The sequence below is a fragment of the Nonomuraea sp. NPDC047529 genome, from assembly GCF_040642995.1.
GTDB lineage: Bacteria > Actinomycetota > Actinomycetes > Streptosporangiales > Streptosporangiaceae > Nonomuraea.
On the sequence record NZ_JBEYTJ010000001.1, the window covers coordinates 478,280 to 498,147 of the forward strand.

Genomic DNA, 19,868 nt, shown 5'->3' on the forward strand with positions numbered 1-19,868 from the left:
CGGGCCGTCACGCGACTACGGCACGTCCCAGAAGGCGAGTTCGTGGGCCATGCCCTCGGTGAACAGCGCCTCCGCCCGTACGGGGTCGGGGTCGGCCTCGTCGATCATCTGCCCGATCCGTACGGTCAGCGCCGCGAACCCGGGATCGGCGTACGTGTCCACCCAGGCCCGGTAACGCGGCTCGGCCGGCGGGTTCTCCGCAAGGATCTTCCCAAGACTCGAATATCCCCACATGCACGGATAAAGCGCGGCCAGCCCCTCCCCATAAGACCCCGCCGCCTCCAACAGGAACGCCGTGTACGCCACACACGCCGGCCCCTTCACCGCGTTGTCCAGGTCGGCCCCGAACTCCGCCGACAACGACCGATGCAGGCGCAACTCGTCGTGGTACGTCGCGTGCGCCAGATCCACCAGGTCCCCCAGATGCCCGTCCGGCGCCTGCCAGGCCAGCCTGGAGAACACCCGCACGTAGTCGAGCAGGTACAGGTAGTCCTGCTCCAGCCAGGACCGGAAGACCGGCTCCGGCAGGTCGCCACGCCCGATCCCGGCCACCGTGGGATGGTCGAGCTGCGCCTGGAGCAGCGGACGTCCGATCGCGTGAAGTTTTTCCGAGATGCTCATGCTGGGAGGTTAGTGTCGAGGCATGACCGTGACGATCGCCGAAGAACTCCTCCTGCTCGCCTACGGCGAGGAGGAAGGCAGGCAGCTCATCGGGGGCATCCAGCTCGACCCCGCGCTCGGCGGCGCGATCCTCGCCGAGCTGGCCGCCGCGGGCCGCGTGGAACTGGCCGACGACAAGGTGACGGTCAAGGACCCGGCCCCGCCGGGCGACGAGGAGCTCGACGCCGCCCTCGCCCGCATGGCCGAGGACGGCAAGGCCAGGAAGCCCGCGTGGTGGGTGCAGCGGTTGCAGTCGGGCAAGCTGCGCCGGCGGCTGCTCACCAGGCTCGCCGAGTCGGGCGTGCTGGCCGAGGAGCGCAGGAAGGTCCTGGGGATCTTCCCGACCACCCGCTGGCCGGAGTCCGACCCTCAGGTGGAGGCCGACGTGCGCGAACGCGTGACGGCCGTCCTCGCCGGCGCCGAGCCCGACCAGCGCACGGCCACCCTGATCGCGATCATGTACGCCGCGAAGCTCGACCTCAAGGCGTTCCCCGGCGCCGACCGCGGGCGCGTCAAGGAGATCGCCGAGGGCGAGTGGGCCGGCCAGGCGGTCGCCAAGACGATCAGCGCCATCACGGCGGCCGTCATCCTCACCACCACCACCGCCGCGACCGTCGCCGCCACGAGCTGATCCGCAGTCCTGTGAGGCGCGCCGGGAGCGCGCCTCAGGGGGCGGGTCAGCCCGCGTCCACGATCTCCTTCGGCACCGGCTTGTCGGCCTTCAGGGCGTCGAAGAGGGCCAGCGCCTTGAGCCGGTCCCACTTGACCGCCGCGCCGCCGCCGGCGACGATCTCGTTCCCGCCGAACGGCACCACGGTCGTGACCGGGCTGTCGCCCATGGCCAGCCCCAGCGAGAGCATGTCGAACGCGCCCGTGCTCGAGTCCACCTCGACGGCGTCCGTGGCGCTCATGGCCAGCGGGATCGACGTGAACGGGTTGATCAGCACACCGGGGCTGGCGGCCTTCTTCACCACCGCGCCGAGGAACTGCCGCTGCCGCTTGGTGCGCTCGAAGTCCGGCAGCGCGCCGCCCTTGCGGGTGCGCACGTAGCCGAGGGCCTGGGAGCCGTTGAGCACCTGCTTGCCCTTCTTCAGCTTGAGCCCGGCCTTGGGGTCGTCCACGTCGGCCCGGACGTTGATCTCGACGCCGCCGACGGCGTCCACGATGCCCACGAACCCGGCGAAGCCGATCTCCATGTAGTTGTCGACGTGCACACCGGTGACGGTCTCGACCGTGCGCACCAGCAGCTTCGGCCCGCCGGACGCGTACGCCGCGTTGAGCTTGTCGCGCCCCCGCCCCGGGATGGTCACGGCCGAGTCGCGCGGCAGGCTGACCAGGGTGGGCTTGTCGCCGTTGTCGGAGATGTGCAGCAGCATCATCGAGTCGGTGCGCTGCCCGACCGCGCGCCCGGTGGCCAGCTTCTTGCGCTGGGCCGCGGTCAGGCCCTTGCGGCTGTCGGAGCCGACCAGCAGCCAGTTGGTGCCGGGTGTGTCGGCGGGACGGCCCTCGTACTCGTCGAGCACGCCGTCGATGCCCGCCAGTCTGGAGTCGACCCAGAAGAACAGGCCCACGGCCGCCACCAGGAGCAGCGCGACCAGGCCGGCGACGATCTTCAGCACGGTCCTGCCGCGCACCCGTGGCCTTCTGGGCCCGCGCGGCCTCTCCGGCGTGGGCTCGTCGTCCGACGACCTGAGCGGTTTGACCGGGCTGTTCCCGGCGCGCTCCCGCCCGTAGACCTTGCCGCCCGATCTGGGAGGCGGCGGGGACTGCTGCTCGTCGGAGTAGGCGGGCAGCTTGTGGGTGGGCGCGTTCGGCACGCCCGGCGGAACCTGGTGGGCGGGTGCGCCACCGGAGCGGGGACCGTCGCCGGGCCTCGGTGGCAGCGGGCGGCCGTCGCCCGGCGAGCGCATGGCCCGCGTACGGTCGTCCTCAGACACTTCGCCTTCTTCCCTTCGGTTTGCCATAGACGCTACGTCCAACCCCCTTGCAGTGAAGACATCTCACCAAGTTTCTCCCACGGACAAGTACACAGAACTAGCGGAGAGTCACTGCGGAAACATAGACGCGGACTGCGTCGTTAGCGTTATGGACGACCTCTATCGAAGGGATGATCGTGTCCGCTCCGGACTCGTGGAGTCTTGGCCCGTGCCTCGGCACGGGTTCCTCTGAGGGCTCACTCTGGTGAGCGCCTATCTCGGCCTGCTGGCCCTTTTCCTCCTCACCGCCGCCACCGGCTACTTCGTCGCCCAGGAGTTCGCCTTCGTCGCCGCCGACCGGGGTCTCCTGCGCGAGCAGGCCGCCGCCGGTGACCCTGCGGCCGAAAAGGCGCTGCAGGTGACCTCCCGGCTCTCGTTCATGCTCTCGGGCGCCCAGCTCGGCATCACCGTCACGGCCCTGCTCGTCGGTTTCCTGGCCGAGCCCGCCATCGCCGTCCTGGTACGGCCCTGGCTCGGCACCACGGGCCTGCCCGACGCCGCGATCACGGGACTGTCCGTGGCCGCCGGTGTGTTCGTGGCGACCGTGGTGCAGATGGTGCTCGGCGAGCTGGCGCCGAAGAACCTCGGCATCGCCAGGCCCGAGACCGTGGCCAAGTTCCTGGCCGGGTCCACGCTGGTCTACCTGGCGGTCGTGGGACCGGTCGTCAAGCTGTTCGACTCCGCCGCCACCGGGCTGCTGCGCCGCGTCGGCATCGAGCCGGTCGAGGAGGTCGAGCACGGCGCGACCCCGGAGGAGCTGTCCCGGATCATCGAGGAGTCGACCCAGGCGGGCGAGCTGCCCCCGAGGCTTTCGGAGCTGCTGGAGCGCGCCCTGGAGTTCGGCGACCACAACGCCGAGGAGATCATGGTGCCGCGCCCCCGCGTGGTGGCGCTGCGCGACTCCCAGCCCATCTCCGACCTGCTTGACGTCATGCGCGAACGCGGCCACTCCCGCTACCCCGTGGTCGGCGACGACGGCGACGTGGTGGGCGTGACTGGCGTGCGCGAACTGCTGGAGTCCGGCCTGGACGAGGGCCTGGTCGGCAGCGTCACCCGTCCCGCGCTGCTGGTGCCCGACTCGCTGCCGCTGCCGGCCGTGCTCGACCGGATGCGCGCGGCCAACGACGACATCGTCTGCGTCATCGACGAGTACGGCGGCCTGGCCGGCGTGCTGACCGTCGAGGACCTGGCCGAGGAGCTGGTCGGCGAGCTCGTCGACGAGAACGACCCCGAGCCGGCGGGCGCCGTCGAGCGTCCCGGCGGCGTCTGGGAGGTGCCCGGCTGGCTCAGGCTCGACGAGGTCGAGCGCGCGACCGGCGTCGCGCTGCCGGAGAGCGACGACTACGACACCCTCGCCGGCCTGGTGCTGGCCCGGCTGGGCCGGATGCCCGACCCCGGCGACGTGGTGACCGTACCGATCGAGGGGGACACCGACCCGTTCGCCGACGACGCGGCCGAGCACCTGGCGGAGCTGACCGTCATGTCGCTCAACCGCCGGGTCCCCGAATGGGTGCGGCTCGCGCCCGTGCAGCATGCGGAGGCGTCCCGATGACGATGATCCTCATCAGCCTCGCGCTGCTGTTCTTCAACGCGCTGTTCGTGGCCGCCGAGTTCGCGTTCGTCTCCGCCAGACGGCACCGCCTGGAGGAGATGGCCTCGGGCGGCAACCGCCTGGTCAGGGTCGCGGCCAAGTCGGCCGTGGGCGGCGGGCGTCAGCTCTCGCTCATGCTGGCCGGCGCGCAGCTCGGCATCACGCTGTGCACGCTGGGCCTGGGCCAGGTCACCGAGCCCGCCATCGAGCACTTCCTGGAGCCGGCCTTCGCGGCCGTCGGCGTGCCGGAGTCGTTGCGCATGCCGATCGCGCTGACGATCGCGCTGGCGCTGGTGACGTTCCTGCACATGGTGGTGGGCGAGATGGCGCCCAAGTCGTGGGCGCTGACGCACCCCGAGCGGGCGGCGCTGGTCCTGACGCTGCCGTTCCGCGGGTTCACGCAGCTCATGCGCCCGCTGCTGTCGTCGCTGAACGCGCTGACCAACCTCATACTGCGGCTGTTCGGCGTGCAGCCGCGTGACGAGCTGGCCACCACCCGCACTCCCCGGCAGCTCGCCATGCTGGTGGGCGAGTCGGGCCGGATGGGCCTGCTCGACCGCGAGGAGCACGACCTGCTCACCCGCGCGCTGCGGCTCCAGGCCGAGGGCATCGAGCGCCTGATGGTCCCGATCGACCGGGCCGTCAAGGTGCTCCCGACCGCCGGAGCGGCCCAGATCAGGGCCAGGGCGGCGGGCAGCGGCCACCTGCGGCTGCTGGTGGGCGGCCCCGCCGGGATCGAGGGCGTCCTGCACGCCCGCGACGCCCTCCTGCAGCCCACGCTGACGGCCGGGGAACTGGCCAGGCCGCTGCCGAGGCTCGCCTGCGTCACGCAGGTCCCCGAGGCCGTGACGGCCCTTCAGGAAGCCCGTGCGCACCTGGCGCTGGTCACCGGCCAGGGCGGCGCGGTCATCGGCATGGTGAGCCTCACGGACCTGCTGGGCGAGCTCCTGGACACCAAGGCCGCCTCGCGCGCCTACTCCCCGGCGGCGAACCCGTCGAGGTAGGCGGCGTGCTGGGCCCGCTCGGACTCGATCAGCGCGTGCGGCTCGGCGTAGACGTGCTCGAACATCGCAGAAGGAACGGGGTCGGGCAGTTCGAGGCAGCGCCTCCGCAGCTCGGCCCCGATCTTGGCGGCGTCGGCCTCGACCTCGTCGAAGAAGTCCTCCCCGGTGCCGGCCGCGGTCAGGTACGCCCTGACCCGCTCGATGGGGTCGCGCCGCCGCCATGCCTCCACGTCGTCCTTGGCCCGGTAGCGGGTGGGGTCGTCGGAGGTGGTGTGCGCCCCCATCCGGTACGTGAACGCCTCGACGAGCGTGGGCCCCTGCCCTGACCGCGCGTCCGCCAGCGCCTTGCGGGTGACCGCGAGGCAGGCCAGCACGTCGTTCCCGTCGACCCGGACGCCGGGGAAGCCGAAGCCCTCGGCCCTGCGGTACAGCGGGATGCGCGACTGGCGCTCCTGCGGCTCGGAGATGGCCCACTGGTTGTTCTGGCAGAAGAACACGATCGGCGCGTGGCAGGCCCCCGCGAAGACGAACGCCTCGTTCACGTCGCCCTGGGACGTGGCGCCGTCGCCGAAGTAGGCGATGGTCGCCCCGGCCTTGTCGGTGCCGATGACGCCGTCGCGCTGCATGCCCATCGCGTATCCGGTGGCGTGCAGCGCCTGGGTCCCGATCACGATCGTGTAGAGGAAGAAGTTGTGCCGGGCCGGGTCCCAGCCGCCGTGGTTGACGCCGCGCCACATGGCGACCACGTCGAGCGGGTCCATCCCGCGGCAGTAGGCGACCCCGTGCTCCCGGTACGAGGGGAAGACGGCGTCCAGATCGCCGACGGCGCGCCCGGAACCGACCTGGGCGGCCTCCTGACCGAGCAGGGACGTCCACAGCCCCAGCTCGCCCTGCCGCGCGAGCGCGACAGCCTCGGAGTCGATCCGCCGGACGATCACGAGATCCCGATAAAGACTGCGAATCTCATCATCCGAGATAAGCAACGGATATTCCGGATGCTCCACGCGCTCGCCGGAGGGCGTGAGCAACTGAACCATCGAGTCATCCATGAGCGGCAACCCCCCTGAACGGAACCCAGCGGCCACAGTTTGCCGTAGCCCCCAGGATCACCCGAACCCGCCCACCAAACCAATGTGACCTAAATCACGCAAGCCACCCGAAAGCCCCCTGCAAGGACCCCGATCTAAAGTCGTTTGAGCCACGTCACAAGAAAGAAACCACAGGACCCTTGCGAACCAAGACACGGTACGAAACGGTGGGCCAGTCCAAAAGAGGCGAGAGGGCAACCACCATGAACGGGGGCCCGGGGGAGTATCCTCCGAAGCTTGTCCCCCTGGGGGTCCGGGGGTTATCCCCGGGCAGATATGACGAGGGGACCCGAGGAAGCCGACCTGTAAGGTCGGCGACCAAGGATCCCCTAGTCACCAAGTGGGCGAGGAGGGATTTGAACCCTCACGTCCTTTCGGACACACGGACCTGAACCGTGCGCGTCTGCCGTTCCGCCACCCGCCCGTTTGTGGGTGCGGAGAAACAGTAGCACGGAACAGCCACTGGTACTGAACCCGGATACGATCGCAGAAGACACGGAAGCGGAGGAGCTGGGCGCGACTGGCAACGAGCGCACGACGCCGCCACGTGGGACGAGCGGAAACCGGGCGCCGGAAGCGTCTGGGGCCGCGATCATATGCAGGGAAGAAGGGAGGTACCCGGTGGGAGTCCTTCAGCGCTTCGAGCGAAGGCTCGAAGGCTTGGTTGAGGGGGCCTTTGCGCGGGCGTTCAAATCTGACCTTCAGCCGGTCGAGGTCGCCAGCGCGGTTCAGCGGGAGATGGATGAGCGGGCGGCGATCGTCGCACAGGGCCGCACGCTCGTGCCCAACGACTTCGTGGTGGAGCTGTCCACGACCGACAGCGAGAGGCTTGAGGTCTACGCCGACAGCATCAGCCACGAACTGGCCAACCTCGCCAGGGAGTATGCCAAGGAACAGGGCTATTCCTTCGTGGGACCGGTCCGGGTGCGCTTCGAGACCGCCGGAGACCTGGCTGTGGGCCTGTTCCGCATCCGGTCGGGCGTCATCCGCGGCGCGACGGTCGAGCAGGACGAGATCCGCCAGCCGGCGAGCGACCTGCCCCCGTCCAGGCCCGGGGCCTTCAACGGGCGGCCCAGGCTGCTCGTCTCCACCCAGGACGACCCGCAGGGCGACCGCTCCTACGAGCTCACCACGCCGGTGACCTTGCTCGGCAGGGGCACCGACTGCGATCTTCGTCTTGTCGATCCGGGAGTGTCGCGGCATCATGCGGAGCTGCGCGTCGAGGGCCAGCTCGTGGCCCTCGTCGATCTCGGTTCGACGAACGGCACCTTCGTCAATGGCCAGCCGGTACGCAGAATCGAGCTCCAGAACGGCACGCGAGTGACGCTGGGACGCACGACTCTGGTGTTCCGGCGCGATTAGGGGTAGACAGACGGTCCATGTCCGAGCTCACGCTGCTGCTGATCCGGCTCGCCTTCCTGGCGGTGCTGTGGTTCTTCGTCATTGCCGCAGTCGGCGTGATCCGGACTGACTTGTTCGGTTCACGCACGGCTCCCGCGGGCCCACGGAAAGCCGTGAAGCCCGCCAAACCGGTGGCCAAGCCCAAGAGCAAGAAGGGCGAGCCACGCCAGCTCATCGTTACCGGTGGCCCATTGCAGGGCACCACCATTAACCTCACGGAGACGCCCATCACCATTGGCCGGGCGAACGACGCCACGCTGGTAGTCAGCGACGACTACGCATCCAGCCGGCATGCCCGGCTCTTCCCTCAGGACGGTCAGTGGATCGTGGAAGATCTCGGTTCGACCAACGGCACGTATCTCGACCGCTCGAAAGTCACCCGTCCGACCCCGGTGCCGCTCGGTGTTCCGATCCGTGTCGGCAAGACAGTCATTGAATTGCGCAAATGACCATCGCACTCCGCTACGCCGCCCGCTCGGACGTCGGCCTCCTCCGCGAAGGGAACGAGGACTCGGCGTACGCTAGCGGCCGCCTGCTGGCCGTCGCCGACGGCATGGGCGGGCACGCACACGGCGAGGTGGCGAGCTCCGTCGCCATCGCCGCCATGGCCTCTCTGGAAGAGGCCCAACAGGGGGGTGACCTGCTCAACGCCATCGAGGCAGCGGTACGCGACGCCAATCGCCGGCTGCACGAGATGGTCGGGCGGGATCCCAGCCTCAAAGGCATGGGCACGACGCTCACCGCCATGCTCTGGAACGGCACCCAGGTCGCCCTGGTGCACGTGGGCGACTCGCGCGCCTACCTCCTGAGACGCGGCGAGCTCTACCAGATCACCCATGACCACACCCTGGTGCAGCAGCTCGTCGACGACGGGCGCATCACGCCCGAAGAGGCGGCCACGCACCCCCAACGATCGATCCTGCTGCGCGCCCTCGACGGCAGCGGCGAGGTCGACCCCGACCTCACGCTGCGCGAGGCGCAGGTGGGCGACCGCTACCTGCTCTGTTCCGACGGCCTGTCGGGCGTGGTGAGCGCAGAGACGCTGCACGCCACGCTCACCAACATCGACGACCCCGAAGAGGTGGTCCGCCAGCTCATCGATCTGGCGAACCGGGGCGGCGGGCCCGACAACATCACGTGCGTGCTCGCCGACGTGCTGGAGATCACCGACGGCCAGGAGGTTCCCGCGGAGCCCGCGGTGGTCGGCGCCGCGGGGATGACCAGGCTACGAGGAGGCGCCCCGGAGACCCAGCCGGGGCGAGTGAGCGCGGTGACCGCACCCCAGCCGGCGATCACCGACGGCGACGACTTCGATGAGCCGGTCGCGCAGGCGACCCGGCGTTCGGGGCGGCGTCGTCGTGTGTGGCCCGTGCTGGTCACCGTGCTCGGGGTGGGCGTCGTCGCCTTGGGCGCCGGCGGTTACCTCGGATGGCAGTGGACCCAGGACCAGTTCTTCGTCGGTGCCAGGGGCGACGAAGTGGTCATCTTCCAGGGGATCAAGCAGGAGGTGGGCCCGATCGAGTTCTTCCACGTGGAGAAGCGCACGGGCCGTCCGCTCTCCAAGCTGTCCCCGGCGGACCAGGCCCTGATCAAGAGCGGCATCCCCGTCACCGACGTCGACGAAGGCGTGACGAAGATAAACGGATTGAAGTTCTCCCAGGACGACAAGGGCGACACGGGCGACACGACCTCCACCACGGCCACGTCCCCGACTCCCTCCGCCACCAAGACGAAATCGCAATAAATGGCAGAAATGCTCGCGACCCCCGTCCCGATGCCGGCCAAACGGCGGATGGCCCAGCTGGTCCTGCTCGCCTTGGCGGTGCTGATCATCATGGGCGCCTACGCCAACGTCGGCCTGGCCGTCGACGGCAAGGTTCCCGCCGGCATGCTGGCCTACGGGCTGGGCCTGGGCGGCCTGATGCTGGCGGCCTACCTGGTGCTGGCCAAGTTCGCACCCTGGGCCGACCCGCTGATCCTGCCACTGGTGACGCTGATCAACGGTCTAGGGCTGGTGATGATCTACCGGCTGGAGTCGGCCGACATGGGCGGCGCCTCCACGACCAACCAGATCATGTGGACCGGGGTCGGCGTCGTGATGTTCTCGATCACCCTGGTCGTGCTGCGCGACCACCGCATGCTGCAACGCCTGACGTACACGGCGGGCGCGGTGGGCCTGGTGCTGCTGGCGATCCCGGCGCTGCTGCCCGGCTCGCTCAGCGAGGTGCAGGGCGCGAAGATCTGGATCCGCATCGGCGGCTTCTCCATCCAGCCGGGCGAGTTCGCCAAGCTGGCGCTGGTGATCTTCTTCGCCGGCTACCTGGTGGCCAAGCGTGACGTGCTGGCCCTGGCCGGGCGGCGGTTGCTCTTCATCGACCTGCCGCGGGCCAGAGACCTCGGCCCGGTCCTGGTCACCTGGGGGCTCAGCCTGCTGGTGCTGGTCTTCGAGAAGGACCTGGGCACCTCGCTGCTGGTGTTCGGCACGTTCATCGCGATGCTCTACATCGCCACCCAGCGCACCTCGTGGGTGCTCATCGGCATCCTGCTCTTCGTCGGCGGCGCCTTCCTCGCCGGGCAGGTCTTCGACCACGTCGGCGCGCGTTTCGCCGCCTGGCTCGACCCGAGCAACCCGGTCTTCTTCGGCACGGCCCCCGTCTGCCTGGAGGACCCGCCGGGCGACCCGATGTGCAGCAAGAGCTACCAGATCATGCAGGGGCTGTTCGGGTTCGGCGCGGGCGGCATCCTCGGCACCGGGCTCGGCCAGGGCCACCCCGACCTGATCCCGCTGAGCTTCTCCGACTTCATCTTCGCCGCGACCGGCGAGGAGCTCGGGCTGACCGGCCTGATGGCGCTGCTCATGCTCTACGCCCTGCTGGTCGAACGCGGCCTGCGCACCTCGCTCGTGGCCCGCGACCCGTTCTCGAAGCTGCTGGCGGGCGGCCTGTCGTTCATCCTCGCCTGGCAGGTGTTCATCATCGTCGGCGGCGTGACGAACCTCATCCCGCTGACCGGCCTGGTCACCCCGTTCATGTCGCAGGGCGGCTCGGCCCTGCTGGCTAACTGGATCCTTATCGCGCTCCTGGTACGCATGTCAGACGCGGCGCGACGGCCCCCGCCCCAGGCGATCCAGAACGAAGGACTCACCCAGGTGTTCCAGCGATGAACAGCACTCTGAAGCGCGCGGCCGTGGCCTGCCTGGTCATGTTCGCGCTTCTGATGATCAACGTGAACATCCTCCAGGCGGTCCGGGCCGACGACTACCGCTCCAACCCGAGCAACCGCCGCAACTACTACGAGCGCTACGCCGTCGAGCGCGGCCGGATCACCGCCGGCGGCAAGGTGATCGCCCAGTCGGTGGAGACCGACAACAAGAACTTCCGGTTCATCAGGAAGTACGCCGACGGGAAGCTCTACGCGCACGTCACGGGCTACTTCTCGCCCGAGAGCGCGAGCGCGATCGAGGGCACCCAGAACAAGCTGCTCGACGGCTCCAGCGCCGACCTGCTGCTGCGGCGGAGCATCGACCTGTTCACGGGCGAGCCCACCAGGGGCGCGAACGTCGACCTCACGATCAACCCCAAGGCGCAGAAGGCGGCCTACGACGCGTTGCGCTCAAGCGGCAAGCGCGGCGCACTGGTGGCGCTCGACCCGAAGACCGGCGGGATCCTGGCGATGGTGTCGCTGCCCACCTTCGACCCCGCCGAGCTGTCGGGCACCGACAAGGGCAAGGTGTTCGGCCGCTACAACGAGCTGGACAAGGACAAGAGCCAGCCGCTGCTCAACCGGGCCATCGCCCAGACGTACCCGCCGGGGTCGACGTTCAAGGTGGTGACGGCGGCGGCGTACCTGGAGGACGACTCCTCGCGCGGCCCGAGCACCACCGTCGAGGCGCCGCAGCGGCTGCCGCTGCCCAACACCACCATCAGCCTGCCCAACTACGGCGGCGCGGCCTGCGGCGCCGGCCAGGTCCAGCTCGTGTACGCGCTGGAGAAGTCCTGCAACACGCCGTTCGCCAAGATCGGCATGCAGCTGGGCTACGACAAGCTCAACGAGCAGACCGAGAAGTTCGGCATGGGCAAGCAGATCGGCGTGCCGATGTCGGTGGCCCAGAGCGACTTCGGCAGCAAGTACGACGACGCGGCGCTCGCCATGGCCTCGATCGGCCAGCGCGACAACCGGATGACGCCCCTGCAGATGGCCATGGTGGCGGCCGGCATCGCCAATGACGGCAAGGTGATGAAGCCGTACCTGGTGAACAAGATCACCGACTCCAAGAACGACGTCATGGAGGAGGCCAAGCCCGAGGAGCTGACCGAAGCGGTCAGTTCCGAGACGGCGGGCAAGCTGCGCGACATGATGGTGAGCGTGGTCAACAACGGCACGGCCAACCTCGCGCAGGTGCCGGGCGTCCAGGTGGCGGGCAAGACCGGCACCGCGGAGACGGCCGACGGCGCGCCGCCGCACGCCTGGTTCATCTCCTTCGCGCCTGCCGAGGACCCGAAGGTGGCGCTGGCGGTCATCGTCGAGTCCGGCGCCGCCAACGTCGGCGCGGAGGCCACGGGCGGCCACACCGCCGCCCCGATCGCAAAGGCTGTGCTGGAGGCGGTGCTGAACAAGTGAATGACGGTAACGTGCTGGGTCATGCGGCTCCGTAACCGCTATCTCCTGCTCTCCCGCATCGCCACGGGCGGTATGGGAGAGGTGTGGCGCGCCCGTGACGAGCTTCTGGGCCGCGAGGTCGCGGTCAAGATCCTGCGCAGCCACATGCACGCCGACCCCACGTTCCGCGAGCGCTTCCGCAACGAGGCGCGCCTCACCGCCGCCCTGGCCGACCCCGGGGTGGCCCAGATCTTCGACTACGGCGAGCAGAGCGACCTGGCCTACCTCGTGATGGAGCTGGTGCACGGCGAGCCGCTGTCGGCCATCCTGGCGCGCAACGGCGCGCTCGGGCCCGAGGTGGCGCTCGACGTGGTGCACCAGACCGCCAAGGCGCTGCACGCGGCCCACTCCTCCGGGATCATCCACAGGGACGTCAAGCCCGGCAACCTGCTGGTCACCCGCGAGGGCACGATCAAGGTGACCGACTTCGGCATCGCCCGCGCCCTGGAGGCCGCGCCGGTGACTCAGACCGGCACGGTGCTCGGCACGGCCCAGTACGTCAGCCCCGAGCAGGCCCAGGGTTTCCCGCTCACCCCCGCGACCGACCTCTACTCGCTGGGCGTGGTGGCCTACGAGTGCCTGGCGGGCCACACGCCGTTCCGGGCCGACAGCCAGGTGGCGATCGCGCTGCTGCACCTCAACGAGCAGCCGCCGCCGCTCACCGCGGACGTGCCCGTCCCGGTGCGCGATCTGGTCATGACGCTGCTGGCCAAGGAGCCGGGGATGCGTCCGGCCTCGGCGCTGGAGGCGGCCGACCGGGCGTACGTGCTGCGCCAGTCGCTGGTCGAGGGCGTCGAGCAGGGCGCCGTCCTCAGCATGTTCACCGATCCCGCGGGTTTCCGGGTGCGCGAGCCGGCCACGGAGGACCAGCAGGCGACCGAGAACCTCGCCCCGGCGACGACGGTCCAGAGCCCGCCCGAGCCGCCGGCCCGCAGCCGCCGCGGCGCGAGGACGCTGGCGCTGGTCGCCACGGCCGGCTGCGTGGCCGCGGTGGGCCTGAGCGCGATCACGTTCGCCAATCGCGATACGACGCCGCCGCCGCTTCCGGAGATCGCCGAACCCAGCCACTCCCCGATGCAGTCGCCTGAGCTGCTCAGGCCCACGCGGACGAAGAAGCACACGCGCCGACCACCCGCGCTTCCGGTGAAGTCGACGCGGCCGGTACCCTCGCGGTCGGCTACGGTAAGCAAGTCGGCTGCACCTACGAAGAAGCCGTCACCGAAGCCAACCCCGACCACCCGTACCCCGACTCCCACCCCCACCACCCCAACGCCCAGCAGGACACCGACAACTCCGACACCAACCGCTTCGCCGGACCCGGGTGGTACAAACCCGCCGCAGGAGGAGACGTGATGCGCTACGGGGTCGATGATGGACACCGGCGGCCCCCCGAGCAGGCCGGTACCCAAGATGAACGGTAAGGGACAGTGCAGGAAATGACTCAGCCTCGGCTACTCGGAGGTCGTTACGAGCTCGACGGTGTCGTCGGGCGCGGCGGCATGGCCGAGGTGTATCGCGCCCGAGACATCCGGCTGGACCGCATAGTCGCGATCAAGACCCTCCGCTCCGACCTGGCGCGCGATCACACCTTCCAGGCCCGTTTCCGCCGTGAGGCGCAGTCGGCGGCCTCGCTGAACCACCCCGCCGTCGTCGCCGTCTACGACACCGGCGAAGACGTCACCGACGGCACCCCCGTGCCCTACATCGTGATGGAGTACGTCGACGGCAGGACGCTGCGCGACCTGCTGCGCCAGGACCGGCGGCTGCTGCCCGAGCGGGCGGCCGAGCTGGTCGACGGCATCCTGCGCGCGCTCGACTACAGCCACCGCGGCGGCATCGTCCACCGTGACATCAAGCCGGCCAACGTGATGATCACGCGCGCCGGCGACGTCAAGGTGATGGACTTCGGCATCGCGCGCGCGATGGCCGACTCGGCCGCCACCATGACCCAGACCGCGCAGGTGATAGGGACCGCCCAGTACCTGTCGCCCGAGCAGGCCCGCGGCGAGCGCGTCGACGCCCGCAGCGACATCTACTCCACCGGCTGCGTGCTGTACGAGCTGCTCACCGGCCAGCCGCCGTTCACCGGCGACTCCCCGGTGGCGATCGCCTACCAGCACGTCCGCGAAGACCCGATCCCGCCCTCGCAGATCGACCGTGAGATCCCGGCGTGGGCCGACGCGATCGTGCTCAAGGCCATGGCCAAGGACCCGGCCCACCGCTACCAGAACTCCGGCGAGATGCGGGCCGACATCCAGCGCGCCATGTCCGGCATGCCGGTCGACGCGCAGACGATGGCGATGACCGGGAACTTCAACCAGGGCACCCGCATGATGACCGCCACCCAGGCGGCCCAGGGCCCGGCCACGCAGCGCACCGGCGCGATCCCGCCGTACGAGTACGACGGCGGCGACGGCGGCAGCCGCGTGGGGCGGCGCAGGGCGTCCGGCGGCGGTGGCGGCAACGCGCTCAGGACTGCGCTGTGGATCGTCATCCCGCTCCTGGTCATCGGCGCCTTCGTCACGGTCGGCTACCTGGTGTTCGGCACCAAGGCCTCGCCCACCGACGCCGGGATCCCCATCCCGGCCCTGGCCACGCAGAAGCTGGAGCCCGCTCAGCGCGCGCTCATCGGCCTGGGCCTGAAGCCCGAGGTGGTGCAGGAGGCCAGCGACGAGTTCGGCAAGGGCACGGTGATCAGGACCGAGCCCGCGGAGGGCGAGAAGGTCGACAAGGGCGCCACGGTCAAGCTGTTCGTCTCCAAGGGCAAGGAGAAGGTCGCCGTCCCCGACGGGCTCATCGGCATGACCACCACGGAGGCGATCAAGGCCCTCGACGACGTCGGGCTGAAGGGCGTGGTCAAGACCAAGCAGTCCAGCAAGCCGCAGGGCAAGGTGTTCGAGACCAAGCCGGCGGCCGGCACCGAGATCGAGAAGGACGCCAGCGTCACCCTCTACGTGCCCTTCGAGCTGACCGAGCTGCCCGACGTGACCGGCTACACCCAGCAGGACGCCACCGCCACGCTCAAGGGCGCCGGCTTCAAGGTGAAGGTCTCGCCGCAGGCCAACGACCAGGCCGAGGGCACGGTCATCCAGCAGAACCCGCCCGCGGGCCAGAAGCTGATGCCGGGCACGACGATCACGATCGTGGTGTCCACCGGTCCCGAGACGGCTCCGCCGCCCACCAACGAGCAGCCGACCCAGCAGCCGACCGACGACCAGACGGACTTCCCGTCCGACGAGCCGACCGAGGACAACCCGATCGGCGACGACGAGTTCTGACGGCTGACGAAGCACGACGGGCCGCCTTTCCCCACGGGGAGGGCGGCCCTCGTCGTTCTCCCGGAAGGGTTCCGCGGCGCCGGCCGTCCAGGGGCGGGCGCGAAGAGCGCCCCCGCCGCTCGGGGGCAACGGCGGGGGCGCTCATTTGGTAGTCGCTCTGCGCGAGCCGGGCGTTACACGATCCCGCGCAGCCAGTTCCCCAGCAGCCGGTGGCCGTGCTCGGACAGCACCGACTCGGGGTGGAACTGGATCCCTTCGATCGGCGCGTGGCGGTGGCGCAGGCCCATGATGACCCCGTCGTCGGTGCGGGCGGTCACGTCGAGGACCTCGGGGACGGTCTCCGGCAGCACGGCGAGCGAGTGGTAGCGGGTCATCGGCACCGGCGACGGCAGGCTCTCGAAGACGCCCTTGCCGTCGTGGAACACCGGGCTGGTGCGCCCGTGGACCAGCTCGGGCGCGCGGGCCACGGTGGCGCCGAAGGCGACCGCGATGGCCTGGTGACCGAGGCAGACGCCGAGCAGGGGCGTGCCGCGCTCGGCGGCGCGCAGCACCAGGGGCACGCTCACGCCGGCCGCCTCCGGCGTGCCGGGCCCCGGGCTGACGAGGACGCCGTCGAAGCCGTCGCCGTCGCGCACGCCGACGACGTCGCGGGGGCGGACGTCGCAGTCGGCGCCCAGGACGCGCAGGTACTGGACGATCGTGTGGACGAAGCTGTCGTGGTTGTCCACGACCAGCAGGCGGGTCATCTTCTTACGGTCACCTCGTCGAGCGTCACCGCGGGCTCCAGGAGCGGGAACACGGCATACCAGAGTACGACCCCCGCGACCACGACCAGCAAGGCGGCCGTCAGCACCTTGGTACGTGGGTCGCCGGGCAGTTTGCGCCAGATCCAGCCGTACATGTCATTCCTTTCTGAGCTCGGTCTTCTTGAGGACGCCGTACACGATGAGGCGTTGGGCGGCGGAGTACTCGGGGTGGCAGGTGGAGAGGGTGATGTAGGCGCGGATGGGGCGGATGTCGGGCTTGCCGGGCACGGGGGCGAGCACGTCCACCTCGGTGGGCTCCACGATGTCCTGAGAGGTCACGCGGTAGGTGTAGCGGGCCTCGGGGGCGTCCACGATGATCTCGTCGCCGCGTTCGAGCTCGTCGATCTCGTTGAACGGGGCCGCGTACGTGGTCCGGTGGCCCGAGAGCACGAAGTTGCCGATCTGGCCGGGCATGGCGCTGTCGGGGTAGTGTCCCGGGCCCTTCTTCAGGTGCTCGGCGTCCACGCCCTCGACGATGGCGTACCGGTAGTCGTGGCCGAGTCTCGGGATGCTCAGCATGGCGACGGCCTTGCCGAGCTCGATCTTGTCGATGCGGCCGCGGTCGTGCTCCGCCTTCTCGGCGGCCAGCTCGCGCTGGAGCAGCAACTGCTGGCTCTTGGTGTAGGCGCCGGTGCCCCAGAGCAGGTAGGCGCAGAACAGCATGAGGACCAGGCCGGCGGTGATGCTCAGCTCCCCCACGGCCCGGAAGATGGACCGCATGTCGTCAGCGTATTCGTCACATCTCCCGACGCGGGGGATCGCCATGGCGTGCGCGTGGCGACTATCCTGGGGCACGCTTCAACTACGCTTAACGAAGAGCCTGTGGACGATCCGGAAGCCCAGGCCCTCAGCAGGAGTTACCCAGTGCCCAAGTCCAAGGCTCGCAAGAAGGCGGTTTACACGCCGCCGCAGAAGTCCCAGCAGATCAAGGTCAGCCCGCGCTGGCTGGCGCCCACCATGGTGGTGTCGTGGATCATCGGCATCCTGTGGATCGCGATCTACTACGTCGCCCCGCAGGCGCCCTTCTTCAGCGACCTCCAGAACTGGAACCTGCTGATCGGGTTTGTGTTCATCATCTTCGGTGTGGTTCTTTCCACCCGCTGGCGTTAGTTCTTTCCACAGTCTTTTCCACAGCCTGGGGAAGTCAGATCGAGCTCAGGATCGCCGAGGTCCGGGCCATCACGAGCACGGCTAGCACGGCCAGCGCTCCCACGATCGCCAGCACCTGCCACAGGGTCCTGTTGTTCTTGGGGGCGTAGGCCATCGCTCCCGCCAGCAGCGAGCCGGTGATCAGGCCGCCGACGTGCCCGGTCCAGCTGATGCCGGGGAACACGAAGGTGATCACCAGGTTGATCACGATGAGCATGGCGATGCCGCGTACGTCCATGTTGAGCTTGCGGCTCACCACGAAGATGGCGCCGAACAGGCCGAAGATGGCTCCGGACGCGCCCACCGTCGGCTGGCTCAGCGGGTCGAGCCAGAGGCTGAGCGTGCTGCCGCCGACGGCGCTGATGAGGTAGAGCGACGCGAAGCGCACGTGGCCGAAGGCGCGCTCCAGGTAGGGCCCGACGACGTAGAGGGCCCAGCAGTTGAACAGGATGTGGAAGACGCCCGCGTGCACGAACGCGGCGCTGACCAGCCGGTAGTAGTCGCCGAGGACCGCCACTCCGGCCGGCCACATCTGCAGCGTGCCGGTGACCGTGGGCATGACGTATTGGGCGCCGAAGACGAGGACGTTGAGGGCCAGGATGGCCCAGGTGACGTACGGCGTGCTGACGACCTGGCCGCCGAAGGTGGAACGGGCCTGGCGGAAGCCCTGGTTGCCCTGGGCGACGCATTCGGGGCACTGGAAGCCCACGGCGGCGTCGCGCATGCAGTCGGGGCAGATGGGCCGGTCGCAGCGCTGGCAGCGGACCCAGGTCTCCCTGCCGGGGTGCCGGAAGCACGTGGGGACCGCCTCGGCGGGCTGCTCGGGCTGCGAGGGCGGGCTGGGCGGCTGGCTGGTCATGTCCAGAGCCTATGACGTACCAGACCCAGCTGTGTGCCGTCGATCAGGGGTTCCGGGGCTTCCCCAGGGGGCGGGACCCGAGAGTGGCCCGCCCCCCGCAGGGATCGGCTCAGCCCTGTACGCGCTCGATGGTGACCGACTCCAGGACGACTTCCTGGACGGGCCGGTCGCGCCGGTCGGTGTCGGTCTTGGCGATGGCGTCGACGACCGACTGGCCCTCGACGACCTCACCGAAGATCGTGTGCTTGCCGTTGAGGTGCGGCGTGGGCACGACCGTGATGAAGAACTGCGAGCCGTTGGTGCCCTTGCCGAACCGCACGCCCGCGTTGGCCATGGCCAGCAGGTAGGGCCGGTTGAAGTAGAGATCCGGGTGGATCTCGTCGTCGAACTCGTAGCCGGGGCCGCCGATGCCCTGGCCGAGCGGGTCGCCGCCCTGGATCATGAAACCGGAGATGACCCGGTGGAAGACGGTCCCGTCGTACAGACGGGCGGTGCTCTTCTCGCCCGACTCCGGATGGGTCCACTCGCGGGTGCCCTCGGCGAGCTCCACGAAGTTCCGGACGGTCTTCGGCGCCTGGTTCGGGAAAAGCTCGACCTTGATGTCGCCGCGATTGGTCTTCAAATTAGCGATCAGCTTCTCAGCCACGAGACAGCTGCCCCCCTCTATGTACAGGGTTGTATGTGATGTCCTGAGGAATATGGCCGTTCGGCCTCCTCGGCCATCCTCCCATGGACCGCCATGATTGAGCCGCCTTGTCCAGGGAAGGTCAAGCGCGGGGCCCCAACGACAGGGGAGGTTGTCGTGTCCCTGACACTGAAGAGACGCCGCGTGGTAATAGAGGTACCCGCCACGTGGATGGGCCGAATGAAGGCCCAGGCCGTCAAGACCGGCCATCGCATGGCGCCAATGGCGGACCAGGCCAAGGTGGCCACCGCCCAGCGCATCGAAGACGCCCGTTACTGGGCGGCGCCTAGGCTCGACGCCGCGGCGCACGGGTTCGAGGATCAGGTCGCCCCCAAGGTCAGCAGGATGCTGACGGCGGCGGCCAAGCGAATCGACCCGAAACCGTCCCGGTCACGGCGGTGGCCGACGATGGTGCTGCTGACCGGTCTTGCGGTCGGCGCGATCGGTTACATGGCCTACCGCCGCAACGCCCAGCAGTGGACCGAGCACATGAAGGACTCTGCCTCCGATGCGTCACGCTGGGTCAGCGAGAAGGCGGACAGGTCCGCGCAGTCGGCGGACCGGATGGCGTCCAACGTGCAGAACAAGACGGACCAGGCGTCTCACCACAGGCCCTGATCCGGCTCGAAAAGCGCGGCCCCCCGCGCGGGGGGGCGCGGGGGCGCGGGGGGGTGCCCCCGCCGGTTGTCGCGCGAGCACGCGGCGGCGAGAA

20 protein-coding genes and 1 tRNA gene are annotated in these 19,868 nt (G+C 69.5%); 12 read left to right on the forward strand and 9 right to left on the reverse strand.

Going from position 1 to position 19,868, the window contains the following annotated elements; all coding sequences use genetic code 11:
* Positions 1-15: 15 nt before the first annotated feature.
* Positions 16-621 (reverse strand): TenA family protein, encoded by a 606-nt coding sequence (locus tag ABZ815_RS02480; protein ID WP_357693124.1) that lies wholly within the window; start codon positions 619-621, stop codon positions 16-18.
* Positions 622-643: 22 nt separating this feature from the next.
* On the opposite strand from ABZ815_RS02480, the gene ABZ815_RS02485 reads away from it, so the two are divergent.
* Entirely contained in the window at positions 644-1,291 is a 648-nt protein-coding gene (locus ABZ815_RS02485; protein ID WP_357693126.1) for a GPP34 family phosphoprotein, read from the forward strand.
* A gap of 46 nt (positions 1,292-1,337) precedes the next feature.
* On the opposite strand, the gene ABZ815_RS02490 is transcribed toward ABZ815_RS02485, so the two are convergent.
* The gene (locus ABZ815_RS02490) at positions 1,338-2,597 is read right to left on the reverse strand and encodes an LCP family protein (RefSeq protein WP_357693128.1); all 1,260 of its coding nucleotides are present in this window, start codon (positions 2,595-2,597) and stop codon (positions 1,338-1,340) included.
* Positions 2,598-2,841: 244 nt separating this feature from the next.
* On the opposite strand from ABZ815_RS02490, the gene ABZ815_RS02495 reads away from it, so the two are divergent.
* Both ABZ815_RS02495 and ABZ815_RS02500 read left to right on the forward strand, forming a co-directional pair.
* Positions 2,842-4,188: a hemolysin family protein gene (locus ABZ815_RS02495; protein ID WP_357693130.1), complete on the forward strand. Its 1,347-nt coding sequence runs from the start codon at positions 2,842-2,844 to the stop codon at positions 4,186-4,188.
* A complete protein-coding gene (locus ABZ815_RS02500) occupies positions 4,185-5,231 on the forward strand; it encodes a hemolysin family protein (protein ID WP_357693132.1) in 1,047 nt (348 codons plus the stop codon). Before ABZ815_RS02495 ends, ABZ815_RS02500 begins: the two co-directional genes overlap by 4 nt.
* Here the strand turns inward: ABZ815_RS02500 and pdhA are convergent.
* Positions 5,201-6,280: a pyruvate dehydrogenase (acetyl-transferring) E1 component subunit alpha gene (pdhA, locus tag ABZ815_RS02505; RefSeq protein WP_357693134.1), complete on the reverse strand. Its 1,080-nt coding sequence runs from the start codon at positions 6,278-6,280 to the stop codon at positions 5,201-5,203. The genes ABZ815_RS02500 and pdhA overlap by 31 nt on opposite strands.
* Before the next feature lie 380 nt (positions 6,281-6,660).
* A tRNA-Leu gene (locus ABZ815_RS02510) sits at positions 6,661-6,743 on the reverse strand.
* A 197-nt stretch (positions 6,744-6,940) separates the two neighbouring features.
* Between ABZ815_RS02510 and ABZ815_RS02515 the strand changes: the two genes are divergently transcribed.
* The 7 genes from ABZ815_RS02515 (at position 6,941) to pknB (ending at position 15,657) form a co-directional block, all read left to right on the forward strand.
* A complete protein-coding gene (locus ABZ815_RS02515) occupies positions 6,941-7,681 on the forward strand; it encodes a DUF3662 and FHA domain-containing protein (RefSeq protein ID WP_125640997.1) in 741 nt (246 codons plus the stop codon).
* A gap of 17 nt (positions 7,682-7,698) precedes the next feature.
* Complete coding sequence (locus ABZ815_RS02520) at positions 7,699-8,169, forward strand: FHA domain-containing protein (protein WP_357693136.1); 471 nt, start codon at positions 7,699-7,701, stop codon at positions 8,167-8,169.
* Positions 8,166-9,464, forward strand: a complete 1,299-nt coding sequence (locus ABZ815_RS02525) for a Stp1/IreP family PP2C-type Ser/Thr phosphatase (RefSeq protein WP_357693138.1) — start codon at positions 8,166-8,168, stop codon at positions 9,462-9,464. Before ABZ815_RS02520 ends, ABZ815_RS02525 begins: the two co-directional genes overlap by 4 nt.
* Positions 9,465-10,883, forward strand: coding sequence for an FtsW/RodA/SpoVE family cell cycle protein (locus ABZ815_RS02530; protein ID WP_357693140.1), 1,419 nt, complete (start codon positions 9,465-9,467; stop codon positions 10,881-10,883).
* Entirely contained in the window at positions 10,880-12,340 is a 1,461-nt protein-coding gene (locus ABZ815_RS02535; RefSeq protein WP_357693142.1) for a penicillin-binding protein 2, read from the forward strand. Before ABZ815_RS02530 ends, ABZ815_RS02535 begins: the two co-directional genes overlap by 4 nt.
* Before the next feature lie 21 nt (positions 12,341-12,361).
* On the forward strand, positions 12,362-13,732 hold the full coding sequence (locus ABZ815_RS02540) for a protein kinase (protein WP_357693144.1): 1,371 nt from the start codon (positions 12,362-12,364) through the stop codon (positions 13,730-13,732).
* Positions 13,733-13,815: 83 nt separating this feature from the next.
* Positions 13,816-15,657 (forward strand): Stk1 family PASTA domain-containing Ser/Thr kinase, encoded by a 1,842-nt coding sequence (pknB, locus tag ABZ815_RS02545; protein ID WP_357693146.1) that lies wholly within the window; start codon positions 13,816-13,818, stop codon positions 15,655-15,657.
* Positions 15,658-15,830: 173 nt separating this feature from the next.
* Here pknB and ABZ815_RS02550 read toward each other — a convergent pair whose 3' ends face one another.
* Genes ABZ815_RS02550 through ABZ815_RS02560 form a run of 3 tightly spaced genes read right to left on the reverse strand, consistent with a single transcriptional unit; the run spans position 15,831 to position 17,183 of the window.
* Complete coding sequence (locus ABZ815_RS02550) at positions 15,831-16,403, reverse strand: gamma-glutamyl-gamma-aminobutyrate hydrolase family protein (protein ID WP_357693148.1); 573 nt, start codon at positions 16,401-16,403, stop codon at positions 15,831-15,833.
* Positions 16,400-16,558 (reverse strand): hypothetical protein, encoded by a 159-nt coding sequence (locus ABZ815_RS02555; protein ID WP_357693150.1) that lies wholly within the window; start codon positions 16,556-16,558, stop codon positions 16,400-16,402. The genes ABZ815_RS02550 and ABZ815_RS02555 overlap by 4 nt, the downstream gene beginning before the upstream one ends.
* A gap of 1 nt (position 16,559) precedes the next feature.
* Positions 16,560-17,183: a class E sortase gene (locus tag ABZ815_RS02560; protein ID WP_357693152.1), complete on the reverse strand. Its 624-nt coding sequence runs from the start codon at positions 17,181-17,183 to the stop codon at positions 16,560-16,562.
* 144 nt (positions 17,184-17,327) lie between these two features.
* On the opposite strand from ABZ815_RS02560, the gene ABZ815_RS02565 reads away from it, so the two are divergent.
* Positions 17,328-17,573: a cell division protein CrgA gene (locus ABZ815_RS02565; RefSeq protein ID WP_357693154.1), complete on the forward strand. Its 246-nt coding sequence runs from the start codon at positions 17,328-17,330 to the stop codon at positions 17,571-17,573.
* A 34-nt stretch (positions 17,574-17,607) separates the two neighbouring features.
* Here ABZ815_RS02565 and ABZ815_RS02570 read toward each other — a convergent pair whose 3' ends face one another.
* Together ABZ815_RS02570 and ABZ815_RS02575 are read right to left on the reverse strand one after the other, a co-directional pair.
* Complete coding sequence (locus tag ABZ815_RS02570; protein WP_357693156.1) at positions 17,608-18,471, reverse strand: rhomboid family intramembrane serine protease; 864 nt, start codon at positions 18,469-18,471, stop codon at positions 17,608-17,610.
* Positions 18,472-18,580: 109 nt separating this feature from the next.
* Positions 18,581-19,117 (reverse strand): peptidylprolyl isomerase, encoded by a 537-nt coding sequence (locus tag ABZ815_RS02575; protein WP_357693158.1) that lies wholly within the window; start codon positions 19,115-19,117, stop codon positions 18,581-18,583.
* Between the two features lie 219 nt (positions 19,118-19,336).
* Between ABZ815_RS02575 and ABZ815_RS02580 the strand changes: the two genes are divergently transcribed.
* Positions 19,337-19,774 carry a hypothetical protein gene (locus ABZ815_RS02580; protein WP_357693160.1) on the forward strand — a complete coding sequence of 146 codons (438 nt, stop codon included), beginning with the start codon at positions 19,337-19,339 and terminating at the stop codon, positions 19,772-19,774.
* Positions 19,775-19,868 lie beyond the last annotated feature (94 nt).